Origin of the sequence: Pantoea sp. SM3 (genome assembly GCF_000963995.1) — a bacterium.
In the GTDB taxonomy this organism is placed as follows: domain Bacteria; phylum Pseudomonadota; class Gammaproteobacteria; order Enterobacterales; family Enterobacteriaceae; genus Pantoea; species Pantoea rwandensis_B.
The window spans coordinates 172,426-191,347 of sequence record NZ_JZRD01000007.1; the positions used below are offsets into that span (position 1 = coordinate 172,426).

The following is an 18,922-nucleotide window of genomic DNA, read 5'->3' on the forward strand; positions in this document are numbered from 1 at the left end:
CACTTTTCGATCTCAGCGTGACGCGGGAGGAACCAGTATGACCGCGAACTGGCAACAGGCCGCCGAGGTGGCACAGCAGATAACACAAGGCTGGCAGCAGCCCGGCGCACCGGGTGGTGCGATAGTCCTGTTTGATGCCCATCAGATTCACTCGACACACTGCGCCGGTCTGGCCGATCTGGCGCAGCAAACCCCCTTCAGCGCCGACAGCGTGGTGCGTTTTGCCTCGATAACCAAGCATCTGTTTGCCGCGCTGGTCACCGGGCCGGGCCGCCGCTATCTGCAACTCGACGATAAGCTGGTGCAGCATCTACCGCAGCTTACGGGCGCCAACGGCCAGATCACCGTCGGCCAGGCGCTGGATATGAGCAGTGGCCTACCTGATGTGCGCGAGACCCTGTCGCTGCTGGGATTGTCGGTGTACAACGCCACCAGCGCTGCCGATCTGCTGGATTTTGTCGCACAGGAAGGAGACCTCAGCTATCCACCGGGCAGCGAGATCTCTTACACCAACACCGGTTACCGCCTGGTGGAAGAGGCGCTGAAAGCCAAAGGTGTACTGTTCAACGATCTGCTGCAGCAATATATCTGCGAGCCGCTGGATATCAGTTTGATCGCGCCGGAAACCTGGTTCGACATCGTGCCGGGACTGGTGCCGGGTTACTGGCAAAATGGCCAACAGTGGCAGCTCTCCAGCGCCGGATTACACCTTTCCGCCTCGGGCAGTGTCACCGGCAGCGTTAATCATCTGACGCGCTGGCTGCAAAGCCTGTTAGCGGACAGTGGTCCCGGCGCAGGGGTATTGCAACGTTTGACCGCACCGCGCAGCCTCAATGATGGCCGCATCAGCGGCTACGGGCTAGGCATCACCAGCTCCACACTGGGCAGCCAAACGCTGTTTGGTCATGGCGGTTCACATGCGGGTTACAAGAGCTACTTCCTGTTGCATCCGGAGTTGAAGCTGGGCGTGGCGATTGTCGCCAACCGCGAAGATGTGACGACGTCAGAAAGTGCACTGCGTGTCATGGCGGCACTGCTGAATCGCACGCTGCCGGAGAAAGGTCATGATCTGACGCCGGGCTTATACGTGGCGGAAAACGCCGCCGACTGGCTGGAGATCAAAGGTGTCACGGCGACCTGGCTGGGTGCTGGCGAAACGCTATGGCGCGCCGACCCGCACGGTGATGCGGTGTCGCTCTCCAGCACCTTCCCGATAAAACTGCGTCATGAAGGTGATGCCATTGTCGGTGAAATCGGTCATGCGCCGCGTCGTTTTGTGCCGGTACAAGCAGACAGTGCCAGCCTTGAACAGCTTCAGGGCCGTTGGTTCGCGCATGCCTGGCGCAGTGAAATGGTGATTGAGGGTGATCGGCTGATCATGGGCATTGGCCCAGCGGCCATTCATGCCACGTTGCAATCGCTGGGCGGCGATCGCGTGCTCGCCACTGCACAGGATGGGCCTTGGGAAAAACGCTTTGTGATAGCGCGCGAAGGTGACTCGCTGCGGCTGCTGCTCAATCGCAGCCGCGTGGTGAGATTTACGCGCTAAGCGGACGCCATTGCTACATGGCGTTGGTCAATGAAAATCACATTCGCAAAAGCGGCCATTTTAATAATGCCCGCTTTTTTCCTTTGAGTGGACATGCTGGAGTGCGGTCCAGCGCACCTCTGCTGCTGCCGGACCGCCCGCCAGCCCCTGAGCGGCACCAGACGGCGTTATCACCTGCCACAGAATGAACTATTATTTCACCTAAATGGCAATGGGTTCATTTAAGCGCCAATGATCAAACAACGTGGTGGCGCAAACGACCAATCTTCTCGATCTCGACTTCAATCACATCACCGGGGAACATAAACAGCGGTGGCGTGCGTTTCTTACCGACGCCGCCCGGTGAACCGGTGATGATCACATCACCTGCTGACAGCGGGCTGAACGCCGAAATGTATTCGATGATTTTCGCCACCGGATGCACCATGCTGGCGGTGGTGTCGTTCTGCACTTCACGCTCATTCAACCAGGTTTTGATCGCCAATTGCTGCGGATCGGGAATTTCATCCGCCGTGGTCATCCACGGGCCAAAGCCACCGGTCTGCTGCCAGTTTTTACCGGCGGTAAACCAGGTGAACTGCATGTCACGCACCGTGGCATCCATAAAGCAGCTGTAACCCGCAACGTGTTGCAGCGCATCGGCCGCTTTAACCTGATAGGCATCTTTGCCGATGATCACTGCCAGTTCGCCTTCGTAATCGAACTCCTGTGTGGTGGCCGGTTTTAACAGCGGCTGCTCGTGGCCTGCCAGTGAATCGGCAAAACGCACAAACAGCGTTGGCGCTTCTATAGTCTCGGCAAACTCTTTACGCTTGTCCGCGTAGTTCATGCCGACACAGAACACTTTGCCAGGATTTTCCACTACCGGAAGAAAGCGAATCGCGCTGTATGGGTGATCCGCAGGCAGTGAGCGAAAGGCTTCCAGGTCGCTGACCGCGCCGCGTTGTAACAAAGATTTCAGGTCCGGGCACTCCGCGCCGAGGCGCGAACCGACGTCAACAATGCCCTCTTCCCGCACGATTCCGTAACTTTTTCTTTCCTGGTCAATAAGATAAAAACTGCAGAGCTGCATGACTGCCTCGTTGTTATATATAAATTGCGCGCAGGTTACCAAAAGCCAGCAGGAAATGCGGTACGACCTGCCAGGAATATGCCTGCACCACGCCTTGCTCTACACCGCTGCGGCGTGGTTTATCGCACTCTCCTGGAGCGGCATTGTTGATGCAAGGTGCGCAATAAATTGCGTCACTACACATCCAGCGGCCTTCGATGCTGGGCAGATGCGCAATATATTGCGCCGCTACACATTCAGTGGCCTTCGATGCTGGCTGCATTATGACTGGGTGCTGGCCAGATAGGAGAACGCACTCAGCAGGCTGATCAAGGTGCCCATTTGATCGGCACGATAGCCCACGGTTACGGCATCAATAAGCTTCACGCCGGGAATCAGACTGAACAAATCCGCGAGCACCGGTTTACTGACCTGCAACTGCATCTCATACGGCGCGGTCAAACGTGTGGTGCTGACCTGGCGCGCACGCTGTACCGCTGCGGTGGCGGCAGCACGAATGGCGTTTTGTGCCGCTTGCGGACTGATGGACTCGGCGCAGGTATGGGAAATCGCGCGTTTCACGCAGACGTAATCCACCGACGGATAGTGTTCGGCGATCCAGCCTTGTAGCTGGTCGTCACCGCTGACGAGCCAGAGCGGCGTACCCTGTTCGGCGGCGGCGGCAGCGTAGATATCGCTTTCGCCCATCACTTTGCCATTGATATGAATGCGCCAGAACGCACGGCCGTTAATGGTGTGCGCCAGCACGCCCGGTTCACCCGCCGCGCTGTGATAGCCGATAAAGAACAGGCCATCAAACGGCTGCTGCTCAATGCCTTCCACCATCGACAAACCGCGCGGCTTGCCTTGCACCATCCGCGCACGCGGATCGATGTTTTCTGCGCGCAGGTTGGTCATTTGCGCATGGCTGTCTGCCACCACCACTTCGGTAGCGCCGCCGGTAAATGCACCGTCGATGGCGGCGTTCACTTCCTGTTCCATCAACCCGCGTGCCAGCTGGTATTCCGCCTGGCCCGGCGAGCACTGTTCTGGACGCATCACGCCCGCGATACCTTCAATGTCAGCAGAGATGAAAATTTTCATGAGTCAGTTCAATTCCGTGCGGGTTGAGACGGGGTCGCCATAAATGGCGACCCTACGGGTAATTGTGGGTCAAGTGCAGCATTCAGGCTGACCGCAAGCGCTGCTGTAAAAGGCGCCATTAATGGCGACCGAAACGCACTGAAGTGACACGCATTACGCTATGAATGGCGATCCTGTCATTAGCAGTACAGCCAATCGCAACCCTAAGATTTAGCCAATTCATCCAGCACCTGCGTCAGTGACGGACGATGATGGCCGCGAAAACCGCCCACCGCTTCGGCGCTTAACAACGCATCCAGCACTGCGTGTTCAGTGGCATCGGCAGCGGCGGCGAGCAGCGGTTCCAGCGCCGCATCCTCCGGCGGAATTGGCTGTGTTTGCGTGGAGAAGGCCACGGCAATATCGCCTGAACCATGTCCCCAATAGCTGCCTAAACGGCCTAATCCGGCACCGGCGCGTTTGGCGATACGCTTGAGCTGGCGGGCATCCAGCGGCGCATCGGTGGCCATGATAATGATGATGGACCCGGCATCACGCTGCGGCGCCAGTTCTGGCAGCAGCGGCCCAATCATGTCACCCATGCGCACACCATCCAGCGTGAATGCATTGAGTGCCCCAAAGTTAGCCAGCACCAGCACGCCCAAAGTGGCATTCAGTGAAGGAATTAAGCGCGATGCGCTGCCAATGCCACCTTTCAAACTGAAACAGCTCATGCCACGTCCGGCACCTACGCTGCCACGGGCGAAATCGGCCTGCGCCGAGTTCAATGCATCCTGCGCCATCGCTTCAGTCACCGACAACGCCTGAATGTCGTTCAGCCAGCCATCGTTGCATTCCAGCGCCAGCGGATTGACGGTCGGCAAACTGCGACCCAGCTCCGGGTTGCGGCTGATGGCATCGCGTACCAGCGTGGTAAACAGCGTGCCGACTGCCAGCGTGTTACTGAGCAAGATCGGCGTTTGCAGCACGCCTAACTCTTCCACTTGCACCAACCCGACCGGCTTGGCAAAGCCATTAAAGACCGCCGCGCCGCAGGGTAACGGCTTGAGAAACAGATTATCGCCCGGCGGCACAATCGCCGTCACACCGGTTTGTCTCTCACCGTCTGCCAGCGTGTGATGGCCGACGCGCACGCCGGGCACATCGCTAATGCGATTGGTGGCGCCGCAAGCACTGCGCGGTTGCCCAAGCTGGCGTTCAGTGCGCCAGCGTTGCAGCAGCCCATCGCGCTGCAATTGTTGGAAATCCATGTTTAACTCTTTAGTTTGGGATCGAGCGTATCGCGCAGCGCATCACCCAGCAGGTTAAACGCCAGCACAGTAATGAAAATCGCCAGGCCGGGGAACACGCTGACGTGCCATAAACCGCCCATCATCATGCTGCGGCTCATCGCCAGGATATTACCCCACTCCGGCACATCCGGTTCCGGGCCTAAGCCGATAAAACTGAGCCCCGCTGCCGTTAGAATACTGGTGCCGATACGCATGGTGAAATAGACAATCACATTGGAGAGCGTGCCGGGCAGAATGTGGCGCAGCAGGATCACACGATCGGGTGCCCCGGCGCAGCGCACCGCTTCGACATACGCAGCCTGTTTGAGCGATAACGTTGAGGCGCGCACGATGCGGGCAAATACCGGCACGCTGAACACCGCCACGGCGATAATCACGTTATTCAGTCCCGGACCGAGAATCGCCACCACCGCAATCGCCAACAGCATGCCGGGGAAAGCAAACAGCACGTCGGAACCGCGCATGATGAGCATATCGATCCAGCGACCGTAATAGCCCGCCAGCAAACCGAGGAGTACGCCCACCACCATGCCCAGCGTTACCGACAGCACGCCAACATAGAGTGAAATGCGCGCACCGTAGATGATGCGGCTCAGCAGGTCGCGTCCCAGATCATCGGTGCCCATCCAGTGTGCCGCTGAAGGGGGTGATGATAAGGCCATCCAGTCCGGTGCCATCGGATCCCACGGCGCCAGCCAGGGCGCGAAGATCGCCACAATAACCAGCAGCAATACAAAACCACCGGAGACCATCGCCAGCGGATTACGCACAAAGGCGTGCAGGAAATCGCGCCACGGTGAGCGGATGGTCTGTGACGTTGCGGCAGAGAGAGATTCTGTACTCATCACGACTCCTGTCGCAGGCGAATGGCTGGATTGACCACGGCGTAGAGCAGGTCCACCAGCAAGTTAATCACAATAAATTCAAACACGAACAGCATCACCAGCGCCTGAATCACCGGCTGATCTTGTGCTTTGATCGACTCGATCAACAGCCAGCCCAAACCGGGCCAGTTGAAAACGCTCTCTACGACGATCGATCCGCCGAGCAGAAAACCGAACTGCAAGCCGAGCATGGTGATCACTGGGATCAGGGCATTTCGCATCACGTGCTTCCACGTCACCAGCCGATTGCGCAGCCCTTTGGCTTTGGCGGTGCGCACATAATCTTCCTGCGCCACTTCGAGGAAGGCGGAACGGGTGAAGCGCGCCATCACGGCGGCCACCGAGGAACCCAAAGTGATAGCAGGCAGGATGATGTCGCTGGCCTTGTTGAACCCGCTCACCGAGAACAGGCCAAAGGGCATGGCAACGAACTGGATCAGCAACAGGCCCAACCAAAAAGTGGGCATCGAGATGCCGCCGACGGCGACGCTCATCAATGTCCAGTCCTGCCATTTACCACGCTTCAGTGCGGCCAGCACACCGAGAAACAGGCCGAGGATCACCGACCAGGCGAAGCCCGCCAGCGCCAGCCATAGGGTTGGCATAAAGCCTTGCTTGATCACTTGCAGCACCGGCTGTTGCGTGCGGTAAGTGACGCCAAGATCGCCACGCAGCAGCCCGCCGATCCAGTTAACGTACTGCTGCGGCAGCGGATCGTTGAGTCCAAGATGCTGGCGCGCGGCTTCAACCGCTTCAATCGGTGCGTCTGGCCCGGCGTAAATACGTGCGGGATCGCCCGGTAGCAGCTTGATAAAGCCGAACACCAACAGCGAGACCACCAGCAAGACCGGGATCATCTCCAGCAGTCGGCGAATAATGTATGCGAACATGCAGTTCCTTTTGGATGGCGACCAGGTACGTATAAATGCGCACCCTACGTAAAATGTGCTGATGAGCCGTAGGGTCGCCCTTTGCGACGACCCATCACGACAAGTTCTTACTTAAAGGCCGCCTGGGTATAAAGGAAGTTGCCATCTGCCAGCATGGACACGCCTGTCAGGTTGCTGCGCTTGCCCACCAGGTTGTCTGGCGTGCCGAGGAAGGCAACTGGCGCCTCTTTCCACAGCAGTTTTTGAGCTTCGGCATAAGCTTCACCACGCCTGGCGGGATCGGCAGTGGCTAACCCACCGGCGATGGCTTTATCGACATCCGGATTGCTGAAGTACGAGACGTTATAGGACGTTGGTACCCAGGATTCAGTGGCATACAGCGGGCGCAATGCCCAATCCGCATCACCGGTTGAGGTCGACCAACCGCCGTAATAGAGGTCAAACTCTGCCTGTTTTGGATCTTTTACGCCCCACAGCTTGGCGTTACGTGTACCGGAATCCATTGGTGTCACTGTGGCACGAATGCCGACGGTCGCCAGCTGGGCTTTAAGCACCTGCGCCGCACGCACGCTGGCGGTGGTGTTAGTGGTCCACAGTTTCAAATCCAGACCGTTCGGGTATCCGGCCGCTTTCAGCAAGGCTTTGGCTTCATCCGGAGCGTAGTGATAATTCGGCTCGCTCTGCTTCTGATAGAACTGCACCCCTTCCGGCATCGCGGAAGAAGCGGGTTTGCCCATACCGGCAAACGCCACTTTCAACCACAGATTACGGTCGATGGCGTAGTTGATCGCCTGACGCACGCGCACGTCTGCCAATGGCTTGTGCTGGGTGTTGATCGCCATGTAGTAGAGATAGATGCTCGGATCGCGCTGGATCGCTAATTTACTGTCGCTCTGCACGGTGGCGATAAGATCCGATGGCAGCGGCCAGATCGCATCCACCTGTCCTGATTTCAGTGCGGCAACACGGGTGGCATCTTCCGGGCTGGGCGAGAAGGTCACTTTATCCACCTTCGGCCAGCCTTTTTGCCAGTAGCCATCATACTTCACCAGCGAAACGGCCTTGCCCGGCTGCCAGTCGACAAACTTGAACGGACCGGTGCCGACCGGATGCAGGCGCAACTGTGCTTCTTCTGGGTATTGTTTGAGGATCGCCGGGCTCCACATCACCGCTGATGGGTGCGCCAGGGTATTGATGAAGGCACCAAAGGATTGATTGAGGTCGATTTTCACCTGGTCCGGCGCCAGCACCGTGACCTTGGCAATCATCTTATACAGGCTATTGCGCTTCAGGCCTTTGGTCTGATCGGCGAGGCGATCGAGGTTGGCCTTGACCGCTTCAGCATCAAACGGCGTGCCGTCCTGGAAAGTGACGCCTTTACGCAGCGTCAGGGTAAATTCGGTGGCGTTGTCATTATGGGTATAACCGGTCGCCAGCCAGGGTTGCAGCTTCATCTGCGCATCGAACTGGAACAGGCGTTCAAAGATGCCGCTCTGTACCGAATAGCTGACGTTGTCCGAAGTATCGTGTGGGTCAAGACCGGTGATATCGGCATACATCGAAATACGCAGATCCTGCGCCTGCGCGGCGGCAGCCAGCGCTAGGGTCAAGCCAAAAGCCAGTGACGAACGGCGAAAAAGGGTTTTCATGAAATCTCCTGGTATTGAGCGTTAGCGCGATGCAATGTCGTCAGCGACCCAGTGTTGCGGTGCAACCTGGCGATAACGGGGTTTGGTGACCGTTTCGCCCAACTTGCGCAGCGGCGAAGGAATTTCGCTATCTTCGAAAGTACGGGTCTGACGGTTCTGTGGATCGGCCACCGGCACCGAGGCCAGCAGACGTTGGGTATACGGATGTTGCGGCTGGTTGAACACCGACTGACGCGGGCCAAGCTCGACAATCTGGCCGAGATACATCACCGCCACGCGGTTAGCGATACGCTCCACCACCGCCATGTCGTGCGAGATGAAAATCCACGCGACGCCAGTCTCCTTTTGCAGGTCCATCATCAGATTGACCACCTGCGCCTGAATGGAGACATCCAGTGCCGAAACGGCCTCATCGGCGATGATAACTTTGGGTTTTAACGCCATGGCACGGGCAATCGCGATACGCTGACGCTGGCCGCCGGAAAACTCATGGGGATAACGCGTGGCATGTTCGGGCAATAGACCAACGCTTTTCAGCAGGGCATCGACCTGTGGCGTGGCTTCTTCCAGCGATTTCACCAGGCCGTGCAGCAGCAACGGCTCGGCAATGGTAAAGCCCACGGTCAGACGCGGGTTTAAAGAGGCGTAGGGATCCTGAAATACCATCTGGATTTCGCGGCGCAGCGGCTGAAACTCCGCCTCTTTCAGGTTGGCGATTTCACTGCCCTGGAAATGAATGCTGTCGGCCTGACTTTTAATCAGGCGCATCAGCGCGCGGCCGGTGGTGGATTTGCCACACCCGCTCTCACCGACAATCGCCAGGGTTTCGCCCGGCCACAGGCTGAAATCAATCTGTTCCACCGCGTGCACCTGATGAGTCAAGGCAGAAAAGATGCCGCTGCGAATCGGGTAGTAAACTTTTAAACCGCGCACATCCAGCAGCGGGGTTTCGTCATAACGAGCGGTGCGCTGTTCACCGCTATCGGCGGGCTGAGTGGCGCCCAACAGTGGGAAGCGCTGCGGCCAGCGCTGTTCGCGCATGTCGCCCAGTTTAGGTACGGCGGCGAGGAGCGCTTTGGTGTAAGGATGCTGCGGCGCATTGAAGATGTCGGCGACCGTGCCCTGTTCCACCACTTCACCGCGTAACATCACCACCACGCGGTCGGCGATTTCCGCCACCACGCCCATGTCGTGAGTGATAAACAGCACTGCCATCTGCTTCTCGCGTTGCAGGTCGCGCAGGATGTGCAGGATGCGCGCCTGCACGGTGACGTCCAGCGCGGTGGTCGGTTCATCGGCAATCAGCAGCTGTGGATCGCACGCCAGCGCCTGCGCAATCATCACGCGCTGACGCATGCCGCCCGACAGCGAGTGCGGGTAGCTTTTCATGACGCGATCAACATCGGCAATGCGAACCTGGCGCAGCAGTGCCCGCGCACGCGCATCCGCTGCGGCTTTATCGCACATCTGATGATCACGCAGCGCTTCCGTCAACTGATCGCCCACTCGCAGCACCGGATTGAGTGAGGTCATCGGCTCCTGAAAAATCATCGCCATCTCACGACCACGTAAAGTGCGGCGGTGAGTGTCGTCCAACTTTTCCAGTGCGTGGGTTGTGCCGCGACGGTCGCGGAACTGCATACTGCCGCGATCGATACGGCCTGAAGCGGCCAGCAGGCCCATTACCGCCAGCGAAGTGACGGATTTTCCTGAGCCGCTTTCACCCACTACGGCGACAATTTCACCGGGATAAATGGCAAAAGTGATGCCTTTCAGTGCCTGATTTTCGCCGCTGCGGCCGCGAAACGAGACGCTGAGATCCTGTATCGCGAGTACCGGCGCGGGACCAGCAACGCTGGCGGCGTTGGGGGTAAGTAAAGTGTCCGTCATCGTTGCCTCTTGCGGTTACAGCCAGATTCGGCCCTGAGCGTAGGAAAGGAAGGGTGAGCTATCGGCGGCCAGCCAGATGGGGCCATCCAGATCAACGTGTTCTGCAGCCATCGCCACCGGCAGCGCAGCTTCCATTGCGAGTGAGGAGCCCAGCATGCAGCCAACCATCAGACGCATATCCCGCTTTTGCGCTTCTTCGACCATCGCTAAGGCTTCGGTCAGGCCGCCGCACTTATCCAGCTTGATGTTGATCATCTCGTAGCGATTACGCAGCTCGGCGATGTCTTCACGCGTATGGCAGCTCTCATCAGCACACACCGGAATCGGGTGGTTAAATCGTTGCAGATCCTGGTCTTGTCCGGCAGGCAGCGGTTGTTCAACCATAGCGATGTTGTAAGCCTGTAGCGCAGTGAGCAGACTGTGCAGATCGACGCCCGACCAGGCTTCATTGGCATCGATGATCAAGGTGGCACGCGGCGCAGCCTCTCTGATGGCTGCCACCTTCTCTAATATTTCGTCACGATTCAGTTTGATTTTCATCAGGATGGCGCCACGCGACACGGCATCAGCCGCTGCGGCCGCCATGTTTTCGATGGAGTCGAGGCTTAAAGTCTCCGCCGTGATCACCGAAGGCGGTGCAGCGCGTTCGCACTGCTGCCACAGCGTCTGCTTCGCCAGCGCGGCATCCAGACGCCACAGCGCACAGTCCAGCGCATTACGCGCTGAACCGGCAGATAAACGGCTTTGCAGATCGATTCGGCTTAAGCCCGCTTCAACATCTTCACGCATCGCTTCCAGCTGCGCCTCAACGCTGTCTGGTGTTTCATCGTAGCGCGGCGTCGGCGTGCACTCGCCACGTCCAATAAAGCCGTTTTGCTCCAGCGTGACGCGAATGACAGTAACGGCGGTACGCGTGCCACGCGAAATAGCGAAGGGACGCGCCAGCGGCAGCTCCAGCACTTCAATCTGCATGCGCCGCATCTTAGCCACGCTCCTGCAGCAGGGCGGCGATATCTGCGATACCAAAACGCACCGGATCGGTAGCAGGCACGCCGAATTCAGCGCTGACTTCCGCACAATAGGCGCGGGCCTCTTCTTCGCTGTAGTTGGAGGTGTTGATAGCAAAACCGGCCAGCTGAACATTGTCGCTGGTTACATCGGCTGCGCGCAGGTTGGCCTCCACGCAATCTTTCAAACTCACCATCGGCTGATGCGGTAAATGACGCATGTGCGGACGGCCCATTTCGTGGCACATCACCAGCCAGTGCGGCTGTGCACCGTGAATCAGGCCCATGCTGACGCCCGCATAAGAAGGATGGAACAGCGAGCCCTGACCTTCAACGATATCCCAGTGGTCGGCATCATTGGCGGGTGACAGGGCTTCCACTGCACCGGCGATGAAGTCGGCAATCACCGCATCAATCGCAATGCCTTCACCAGCAACCAGAATGCCGGTTTGCCCGGTCGCGCGGAAGTCCGCCTTCATACCGCGTTCACGCATTGCCGCTTCCAGCGCCAGCGAGGTGTACATCTTGCCAACTGAGCAGTCCGTACCGACAGTAAGTACACGCTTACCTGTCCGCTTTTTGCCGCTGCCGACATTCAGTTTTGGACGCATATGACGCAGGTCAAACAGCTCAACGCCAAATTCCTGGGCTAACGCGACCAGTTCTGGCTCATCCACCAGACGATGGTGCAAACCGCTCGCCACGTTCATACCGGCTTTGATGGCGCCTTTAACCGTGTCGAGCCAGTGCTCGGGCAGATAGCCCCCCGCATTGGCGGTGCCCAATACCAGCGTTTTCGCGCCACGTTCTTTTGCCGTGGCGATATCGAGCACGTCCAGACCTAAGCTGACAGTACAGCCCGGCAGTTTAATTTCACCGACGCACTGCTCAGGGCGCCAGACGTGAATGCCGCGCGCCGTTTTAGCGGCCAGTGGATCGGTGACATCGCCAAGGAACAATAAATAGGGTTGTGGGATCAGCATGATGTTTCTCGTTTCAGACGGGTTAGAGGGTCTGAATCGACTATTCCATGCGGGTTAAGAGGTGACGAATGCTTGTTTGGTAGCGGGGTATAACATCAGGCTATAGCCAGATCGAAAACTGATGGTTAACGATACTAAGCCTTTGATAGAGAGAAAATTCGCGGCGTTATTGAGCGGGGGAGATAAGAAAATCATTGATAACCACAGGTCGATCCCTGACCGCGATTATCGAGGGTATAAAGTGCGATTAATGCAGTGCGCCTGGCGGGACGTGCTTGAAAGTCTCAACATATGCACGAAACACGTAGCGGAAAAAACGTTTCATTGGACACCTGGCTCAAAAATTGTTGAAGAAATACGCGAAAAGTATAACTAACGCGCGTTTTTCACGCAATTATTTTTGAGCCAGATCACAAAATGAGGGGTTTGGCAGATGCCTGAATTAGCTGAACAGGCCAAGGTGCTCGCTGAGAATAGTGCAGCCGATGCTGATTAATACGACACCCCCTAACACTTCAGCCCATTTACCCATGACCGGACCGATAAAGCGTCCGACCATCACGCCCGTGGTGGCCATAATCGTCGTGGCGGCGCCAATTGTCAGTGCAGTGAGCACAATATTCACCTGCAGGAATGCCAGGCCGACGCCCACCGCCAGCGCATCAAGGCTGGTTGCTACCGCGGTCATCGCCAGTACCATAAAGCCATGACGCTGCGGCGCTTCGCACGGATCATCCGCCGTCTGGCGGAAACCTTCCATCATCATGCGGCCACCAAGAACGGTTAACAGGGCAAACGCCACCCAGTGATCCCATGCCATGATGTAGCGGCTGGCCGCCAGGCCGATCGCCCAGCCAATCAGCGGCGTCAGCATTTCAATGACACCAAAGATCAGGCCGGTGCGCAGCGCTTCTTTGAAGTTCGGGCGATGCAGCGACGCGCCTTTGCCCAGTGCTGCGGCGAAGGCGTCCATCGACATACCAAAGGCCAGAATCAGAGTTGCGATAAATGTCATGGGTTTTCAATCAATGCCGCGAAAAATGCTTTCAAGCGAGCGATTTTCCGCATCTATTGTTCAGTAATGAAAAAGTGCGCGCAGTCTAGCACGCAAAATCACCAAAAAAAAGACAGTAAAATCATGGATTTAAGTATAGCAAAGGCTATAACTCTTAACTTGCGCTATTTATGACGCTAAGTGGATGGAATAGAAGAATTTTCTTAGGGTTACCCGGCACAGGGATTGCACGCCAGCACGCTTTTATGCGCTAATGCCCGCGCTAATTAATAGGAAACCTGCGATGAAAAACCCGTTTGAAACGCTGATTATCCCTGGCGGAATCCTGCTGCTGGGCTTTCTCTCCGCGCTACTGCTGCCCGCGCCGAAATTCGGCCTGGAATTGTCCAGACGGATTCAGGAGATGCTGCATTTGCAGGACCTGAATCAGCTCTACACTATCGTGTTTTGCCTGTGGTTCCTGCTGCTGGGCGCGATTGAATTTTTTGTCATCCGCTTTGCATGGCGTCGCCTCGCTAAGAAGTGATCCCCACCGCCGCGTAATGCTTTTTTCCTCTGACCACTGTCTGACGCGGCGAAAAATTAACATCCACAAAAATGTAACATTAGTTTTACACGATCTGGCGAAATATCACGCAACATAAAAACCGCATAAAAAATCAATCCACTACAAATTGATATTAATCATACAGTTAATATGTGACGCCGCTCACTCTCTGAACATTACCCTGCGCATTCCTCTCACAATATCGCAACAACTGCATTACCATAACCCTCTGATTAAGGGATAAAAATCCCTTATGACAGCGGGGTCGAGCTGATTAATTCTTATGCTGAATCATTTCGGCCTTTAAAAAATAAACAAACGTTTAATTCCGATACGAGAATGTTATATTCAAATGCATATGCATAACGTGCAGTTAACCGTTATCGTCCCCTGACTTAAACCTGAGTCTTAACCTTTGAGAAATAGCGCGACGCGCTCGAAAGAAGCGTGGCTGTTTCGCCTGCGAACCTGTTGAACTTCAGGTCAACAGAGAGAGGAGATGTCGCCTCATGAGTACTACTGCGGTAAACCTGGCGCTCGCCGCCGCTGGTATGGATAGCGCAAACCTTCAGGAACGAAAGGATGTCGACGTACTGCTGATCGGCGCAGGCGTAATGAGCGCCACCTTAGGCGCGTGGCTGCAGGATCTGGAGCCAGACTGGTCGATTGAGATGGTGGAACGCCTTGACGATGTCGCGGTGGAATCTTCCAATGGCTGGAATAATGCCGGGACCGGTCACGCTGCGTTGGCCGAGCTGAACTATACGCCGCAGAAGGCGGATGGCAGCATCGACATTGCAAAAGCGGTGGCGATCAACGAATCGTTCCAGATTTCTCGCCAGTTCTGGGCGTACCACGTTCAGAAAGGCAATCTGCGTAATCCAAAAAGCTTTATCCACAGTACGCCGCACATGAGCTTCGTCTGGGGCGACGATAACGTTGAGTTCCTGCGCAAACGTTTCCAGGCGCTGCAAAAAAGTACCCTGTTCCGTGGCATGAACTATTCAGAAGATCGCGACCAGATCACCCAGTGGATTCCGCTGGTGATGAATGGCCGTGACAGCAAACAGAAAGTGGCTGCCACCTGGACCGAAATGGGCACCGACGTCAACTTCGGTGAAGTGACGCGTCAACTGATTGCCTCTTTACAGAAGAAAGCCAATTTCCGCCTGCGTCTGCGTCAGGAAGTGCGTGATATCAAGCGCCTGAGCGATGGCCGCTGGCAAGTGACGCTGCATAATCTGGCCAGCGGTCAAAATCGCCAGCTGATCACGCGCCAGCTGTTTATCGGTGCGGGTGGTGCCGCGCTGCCACTGCTGCAAAAATCCGGCATCCCGGAAGTGAAAGGCTACGCCGGTTTCCCGGTGGGCGGTTCCTTCCTCGTGACCGAGAATCCAGAAGTGGTGCAACAACACATGGCGAAGGTGTACGGTAAAGCCAGCGTTGGCGCACCGCCGATGTCGGTACCGCACGTGGATACGCGTGTGCTGGATGGTAAGCAGGTGTTGCTGTTTGGGCCTTTCGCCACCTTCTCAACGAAATTCCTGAAACAGGGTTCGCTGCTCGATATGTTCGGCGCGATGAATGGCAGCAACCTGTTGCCGATGATGCAGGTCGGCCTGAAGAGTTTCGACCTGGTGAAATATCTGGTCGATCAGGTGCTGCAAAGCGATGACGATCGGATGGAAGCGCTGCGTGCTTATGTACCGCAGGCTAAGCAGGAAGACTGGCGTTTGGTCACTGCCGGCCAGCGTGTACAAATCATCAAAAACGATGAGAAAGAGGGCGGCGTACTGCGTTTAGGCACGGAAGTTGTGACCTCTGAAGATGGTTCGATTTCAGCCCTGCTCGGCGCTTCGCCAGGGGCATCTACGGCAGCGCCGATTATGCTGGAGCTGATGGCGAAAGCCTTCCCTGAGCAGATGCGTTCACCAGAGTGGCAGACCAAAATCCGCGCGGTGATCCCAACCTGGGGCCGTAAAATGAACGGTGACGTAGCGCTGACCGAGAAGATTCTGGCGGAAACCAGCCGCGTACTGCAGCTCGATTACGCACCAATCGTTACGCCTGACGCAGCCAACGACGAAGCCCGCGAGACGGCGCACGTGGTGGGGAAGTAACAAGGCAATCCTGATTGCTGTGAATACTGATAAGGCCGCGCAAGCGGCCTTTTTTATGGGTGCACTTCATTTCAGCTCAGCAGTACCGCGTCGTACAGCATCCAGGCCGTGGTGGCCACCAGCGACAGCGCCATCAGACTGTTAAACGCCTGACGTTTCCACGCCACCTGCAGATGACTGCGCAGACGATCCCCCATCGCGGCCCAGATCAGGATGCAAGGTAAGTTCAATGCGGCAAACCCCAGCAATACCGTGATGACGCCGTTGCTGTTGGCGTACATCAGCGCCACGTTAGTCACCATCAGCCAGGCCTTGGGATTCACCGCCTGAAAACAGATGCCGCCCACCAGCGTCATCGGGCGCGGACGTTCACGCGCTTCTGGTGCTGCGGCCCGAAAGATTTTCCATGACAGCCACAGCAAATAGCTGCACCCCACCACCGTTAATGGCAAACGAATGGATGCCATCCAGTGCAGCAACACATCCAACGCCATGCTAGCCAGCAGCATCTGTATCGCACAGCCGAGCAGAATGCCAAACAGCATGGGCAGCGTGCGTTTAAAACCAAAATTGACGCCCGATGTAGCGAGCAGCAGGTTGTTCGGTCCGGGGGTGATCGACATCACCGTGACGTAGCTGAAGAATGAAGGGTCGAGCATGATGCGCTTCCTGATGGTTCAAAGTTAACATCATGCTAATGCGTGCCGGGCAATGGAAACAGAGACACAAAACGACTATTGTAATGGATACAGTTTTCTTAATTTTAGATTGTACCCATTGCACGCGGAGGCTTTTGTGTCCCTTCCCCTTTCATCCGGTCAAACGCTGTATCAGCAGCTGGCTGATAGCTTTGCCGAGTCGATTCATCAAGGCACGCTGAAGCCGGGCAAACGGCTACCCGCTATCCGCCGCGTGGCACAATCGCATCAGGTTAGCGTCAATACTGTGCTTAATGCCTGGCAAATCCTTGAAGATCGCGGCCTGATAGAAGCGCGTCCGCAATCGGGCTATTACGTGCGTGGCGTGATGCCGGCCGTGACGCGTCCGGTCAAATCGCTGCCCGCGAAAATCAACGACCCCAGCACGCAGAAGCTGGAACTGATTGAGCAGGTGTTTGCCGCGCAGAATAATGCCGATTACACCAATATCTCTCTGGCCTGTCCGCAGGATGGCACCTTCTATCCGGCAGCACGCTTAGGACGAATCACCTCAGGCATTTTACGGCACAATCCCGACATCATCGGGCGCTATGCGCTTCCGCCTGGTAGTGAGCGCTTACGGGAGGAGATAGCGCGCCGCAGTCTGCACACCGGCATCAATCTGACTGCGCAAGAGATCACCCTCACCCACGGCTGCATGGAAGCCTTACAACTGGCGCTGCGTGCGGTCACGAAACCTGGCGATTGCATTGGGCTGGAATCCCCCACTTACTTCTTCCTGTTCCCACTGCTGGCGTCACTGGGCCTGAAAGCACTGGAAATCCCCACCGATCCACAGCAAGGGCTGTCGCTGGATGCGCTGGAGATGCTGCTGCAGGAGAAGCGTATTCAGGCGCTGATCGCCATGCCTGGCGCGCAGAATCCTCTTGGCTATGTGATGCCACTGGAGAATAAGAAGCGGCTGGCAAAGTTAGTGAATACTTACCACGTTCCGATGCTGGAAGATGGGCTGTATGACGAGTTGCAGTTTGACTGGCCTCTATCACCGCCGGTGAAAGCCTTTGATAGCGAGGGCTGGGTGATTTACTGCACCAGCTTTACCAAAACGGTGGCGCCGGATTTCCGCGTGGGCTGGACCGCTGCCGGCCGCTTCCATCAGGCCATCGCCCGTTTGAAAGCCGTCTCTTCCATGTCTGAGTCGCGCCTATTGTGTGAGACCCTCGCCGAATTTCTGGCAAGTGGTGGCTACGACCATCATTTGCGATCGCTGCGCCGTCGCTATGCCGCCAATCTCGATGCGGCGCGCGGCATCATGGCGCGCCATTTTCCGCAGGGGACCCGCGCTACCCTGCCCAAAGGAGGTTTTGTTTTTTGGGTGGAGTTGCCCGGAAAAGTGGATACCGTGGAGATGTTCCATCGGTTATTGCAGGAGCAGATTTGCGTGACGCCGGGAGCGCTCTACTCGCTGAGCGACCGTTATAAACATGCACTGCGCCTCTCCTGCTGTTATCCGTTTGATGAGCGTTATACGTGGGCACTAAAACGCACCGGTGCGCTAGCCTGCGAAATCACAGGCCTCGCACCGGGACAGGATCAAGGCTTGCCGTTGCGGCCCCAGGTGGTGTAACCCTCACGCTCGGTCAGACGCTCGTAATAGAGTTGCACGGCTGGAAATTCAGGGTGCTCCAGTGGGGTTTCAAACCAGCGATTGACCGCAAGCCCCACCGGAATGTCTGCCAGCGAGAAGTTACGTCCTGCGACGTAGCGCCCGGTTTTTTGCAGATGCTGGTCAAGAATATTCATGGTGTGCGTCCAGCCTTTAATCGCGGCGGCCAGCAAACGCGGATCCTGATGGGCGGGCGAGTTGCGCACCAGTGACATAAACGCATAGCGCCAGGAAGTATTGAGTTCGGTGGCTTGCCAGTCCATCCACTGATCCACCGGTGCACGCGCTCGTGGGTTTTCAGGATAGAGCCAGTCGCCGCCATTGCTGTTGGCGAGATAGCGCAGAATGGCGTTGGATTCCCACATCACGAAGTCATCTTCGATGATCACCGGCACCATGGCATTAGGGTTGAGCGCCATGAATTCCGCCGAGTGCAGCGATTGCGGGTCTTCACCCCAGGGTTCGAGCTCATACGCGAGATCCAGTTCTGAACACAACCACAGAACTTTGCGCACGTTGATTGAAGAAGTACGACCAAGAACTTTTAACATAGCGGACTCCGATTCCAGAATTCTTAACCTATTCATAGTCCTGTTGACTGACATTAGCAATCTGC

At 56.7% G+C, this 18,922-nt stretch carries 16 protein-coding genes; 4 read left to right on the forward strand and 12 right to left on the reverse strand.

Translation table 11 applies throughout. From position 1 onward, the window contains the following. Positions 1 to 37: 37 nt before the first annotated feature. On the forward strand, positions 38 to 1,549 hold the full coding sequence (locus VI01_RS04590) for a serine hydrolase (RefSeq protein WP_045814147.1): 1,512 nt from the start codon (positions 38 to 40) through the stop codon (positions 1,547 to 1,549). A gap of 235 nt (positions 1,550 to 1,784) precedes the next feature. On the opposite strand, the gene VI01_RS04595 is transcribed toward VI01_RS04590, so the two are convergent. The 10 genes from VI01_RS04595 to mntP all read right to left on the reverse strand — a co-directional run bounded on the left by VI01_RS04595 (position 1,785) and on the right by mntP (position 13,314). Then, the gene (locus VI01_RS04595) at positions 1,785 to 2,621 is read right to left on the reverse strand and encodes a fumarylacetoacetate hydrolase family protein (RefSeq protein ID WP_045814148.1); all 837 of its coding nucleotides are present in this window, start codon (positions 2,619 to 2,621) and stop codon (positions 1,785 to 1,787) included. A 261-nt stretch (positions 2,622 to 2,882) separates the two neighbouring features. Beyond that, positions 2,883 to 3,704, reverse strand: a complete 822-nt coding sequence (locus tag VI01_RS04605; protein ID WP_045814150.1) for a M55 family metallopeptidase — start codon at positions 3,702 to 3,704, stop codon at positions 2,883 to 2,885. A 203-nt stretch (positions 3,705 to 3,907) separates the two neighbouring features. Continuing rightward, positions 3,908 to 4,954, reverse strand: coding sequence for a P1 family peptidase (locus VI01_RS04610; protein ID WP_045814151.1), 1,047 nt, complete (start codon positions 4,952 to 4,954; stop codon positions 3,908 to 3,910). A gap of 2 nt (positions 4,955 to 4,956) precedes the next feature. Further along, the gene (locus tag VI01_RS04615; RefSeq protein WP_045814152.1) at positions 4,957 to 5,841 is read right to left on the reverse strand and encodes an ABC transporter permease subunit; all 885 of its coding nucleotides are present in this window, start codon (positions 5,839 to 5,841) and stop codon (positions 4,957 to 4,959) included. Then, the gene (locus VI01_RS04620; RefSeq protein WP_045814153.1) at positions 5,841 to 6,770 is read right to left on the reverse strand and encodes an ABC transporter permease; all 930 of its coding nucleotides are present in this window, start codon (positions 6,768 to 6,770) and stop codon (positions 5,841 to 5,843) included. The genes VI01_RS04615 and VI01_RS04620 overlap by 1 nt, the downstream gene beginning before the upstream one ends. Before the next feature lie 107 nt (positions 6,771 to 6,877). Next, positions 6,878 to 8,419 (reverse strand): glutathione ABC transporter substrate-binding protein, encoded by a 1,542-nt coding sequence (locus tag VI01_RS04625; RefSeq protein ID WP_045814154.1) that lies wholly within the window; start codon positions 8,417 to 8,419, stop codon positions 6,878 to 6,880. 21 nt (positions 8,420 to 8,440) lie between these two features. Continuing rightward, positions 8,441 to 10,309 carry an ABC transporter ATP-binding protein gene (locus VI01_RS04630; protein WP_045814155.1) on the reverse strand — a complete coding sequence of 623 codons (1,869 nt, stop codon included), beginning with the start codon at positions 10,307 to 10,309 and terminating at the stop codon, positions 8,441 to 8,443. A 15-nt stretch (positions 10,310 to 10,324) separates the two neighbouring features. Continuing rightward, a complete protein-coding gene (gene dgcA / locus VI01_RS04635) occupies positions 10,325 to 11,290 on the reverse strand; it encodes an N-acetyl-D-Glu racemase DgcA (RefSeq protein WP_045814156.1) in 966 nt (321 codons plus the stop codon). A gap of 1 nt (position 11,291) precedes the next feature. After that, positions 11,292 to 12,299, reverse strand: a complete 1,008-nt coding sequence (gene dgcN / locus VI01_RS04640; RefSeq protein ID WP_038644154.1) for an N-acetyltransferase DgcN — start codon at positions 12,297 to 12,299, stop codon at positions 11,292 to 11,294. Positions 12,300 to 12,741: 442 nt separating this feature from the next. Further along, positions 12,742 to 13,314, reverse strand: coding sequence for a manganese efflux pump MntP (gene mntP / locus VI01_RS04650; protein ID WP_045814158.1), 573 nt, complete (start codon positions 13,312 to 13,314; stop codon positions 12,742 to 12,744). A 283-nt stretch (positions 13,315 to 13,597) separates the two neighbouring features. Here mntP and VI01_RS04655 point away from each other — a divergent pair, with 283 nt between their 5' ends. Next, entirely contained in the window at positions 13,598 to 13,840 is a 243-nt protein-coding gene (locus VI01_RS04655; RefSeq protein ID WP_045814159.1) for a DUF1158 domain-containing protein, read from the forward strand. A 530-nt stretch (positions 13,841 to 14,370) separates the two neighbouring features. After that, positions 14,371 to 15,981, forward strand: a complete 1,611-nt coding sequence (mqo, locus tag VI01_RS04660; protein ID WP_045814160.1) for a malate dehydrogenase (quinone) — start codon at positions 14,371 to 14,373, stop codon at positions 15,979 to 15,981. A gap of 71 nt (positions 15,982 to 16,052) precedes the next feature. On the opposite strand, the gene VI01_RS04665 is transcribed toward mqo, so the two are convergent. Beyond that, entirely contained in the window at positions 16,053 to 16,640 is a 588-nt protein-coding gene (locus VI01_RS04665) for a LysE family translocator (RefSeq protein WP_038644144.1), read from the reverse strand. Positions 16,641 to 16,776: 136 nt separating this feature from the next. Here VI01_RS04665 and VI01_RS04670 point away from each other — a divergent pair, with 136 nt between their 5' ends. Then, positions 16,777 to 18,267 carry a PLP-dependent aminotransferase family protein gene (locus tag VI01_RS04670; RefSeq protein WP_045814161.1) on the forward strand — a complete coding sequence of 497 codons (1,491 nt, stop codon included), beginning with the start codon at positions 16,777 to 16,779 and terminating at the stop codon, positions 18,265 to 18,267. On the opposite strand, the gene VI01_RS04675 is transcribed toward VI01_RS04670, so the two are convergent. Further along, positions 18,234 to 18,857: a glutathione S-transferase family protein gene (locus tag VI01_RS04675; protein WP_038644142.1), complete on the reverse strand. Its 624-nt coding sequence runs from the start codon at positions 18,855 to 18,857 to the stop codon at positions 18,234 to 18,236. The genes VI01_RS04670 and VI01_RS04675 overlap by 34 nt on opposite strands. Positions 18,858 to 18,922 lie beyond the last annotated feature (65 nt).

Bases quoted from the DNA above. Each gene is read 5' to 3' on its own strand.
- VI01_RS04610 (WP_045814151.1), bottom strand. From the start codon at position 4,954: ATGGATTTCCAACAATTGCAGCGCGATGGGCTGCTGCAACGCTGGCGC.
- VI01_RS04620 (WP_045814153.1), bottom strand. From the start codon at position 6,770: ATGTTCGCATACATTATTCGCCGACTGCTGGAGATGATCCCGGTCTTG.
- dgcN (WP_038644154.1), bottom strand. From the start codon at position 12,299: ATGCTGATCCCACAACCCTATTTATTGTTCCTTGGCGATGTCACCGAT.
- VI01_RS04590 (WP_045814147.1), top strand. From the start codon at position 38: ATGACCGCGAACTGGCAACAGGCCGCCGAGGTGGCACAGCAGATAACA.
- VI01_RS04675 (WP_038644142.1), bottom strand. From the start codon at position 18,857: ATGTTAAAAGTTCTTGGTCGTACTTCTTCAATCAACGTGCGCAAAGTT.
- mntP (WP_045814158.1), bottom strand. From the start codon at position 13,314: ATGACATTTATCGCAACTCTGATTCTGGCCTTTGGTATGTCGATGGAC.
- VI01_RS04655 (WP_045814159.1), top strand. From the start codon at position 13,598: ATGAAAAACCCGTTTGAAACGCTGATTATCCCTGGCGGAATCCTGCTG.
- dgcA (WP_045814156.1), bottom strand. From the start codon at position 11,290: ATGCGGCGCATGCAGATTGAAGTGCTGGAGCTGCCGCTGGCGCGTCCC.
- mqo (WP_045814160.1), top strand. From the start codon at position 14,371: ATGAGTACTACTGCGGTAAACCTGGCGCTCGCCGCCGCTGGTATGGAT.
- VI01_RS04595 (WP_045814148.1), bottom strand. From the start codon at position 2,621: ATGCAGCTCTGCAGTTTTTATCTTATTGACCAGGAAAGAAAAAGTTAC.
- VI01_RS04630 (WP_045814155.1), bottom strand. From the start codon at position 10,309: ATGACGGACACTTTACTTACCCCCAACGCCGCCAGCGTTGCTGGTCCC.
- VI01_RS04605 (WP_045814150.1), bottom strand. From the start codon at position 3,704: ATGAAAATTTTCATCTCTGCTGACATTGAAGGTATCGCGGGCGTGATG.
- VI01_RS04665 (WP_038644144.1), bottom strand. From the start codon at position 16,640: ATGCTCGACCCTTCATTCTTCAGCTACGTCACGGTGATGTCGATCACC.
- VI01_RS04625 (WP_045814154.1), bottom strand. From the start codon at position 8,419: ATGAAAACCCTTTTTCGCCGTTCGTCACTGGCTTTTGGCTTGACCCTA.
- VI01_RS04615 (WP_045814152.1), bottom strand. From the start codon at position 5,841: ATGAGTACAGAATCTCTCTCTGCCGCAACGTCACAGACCATCCGCTCA.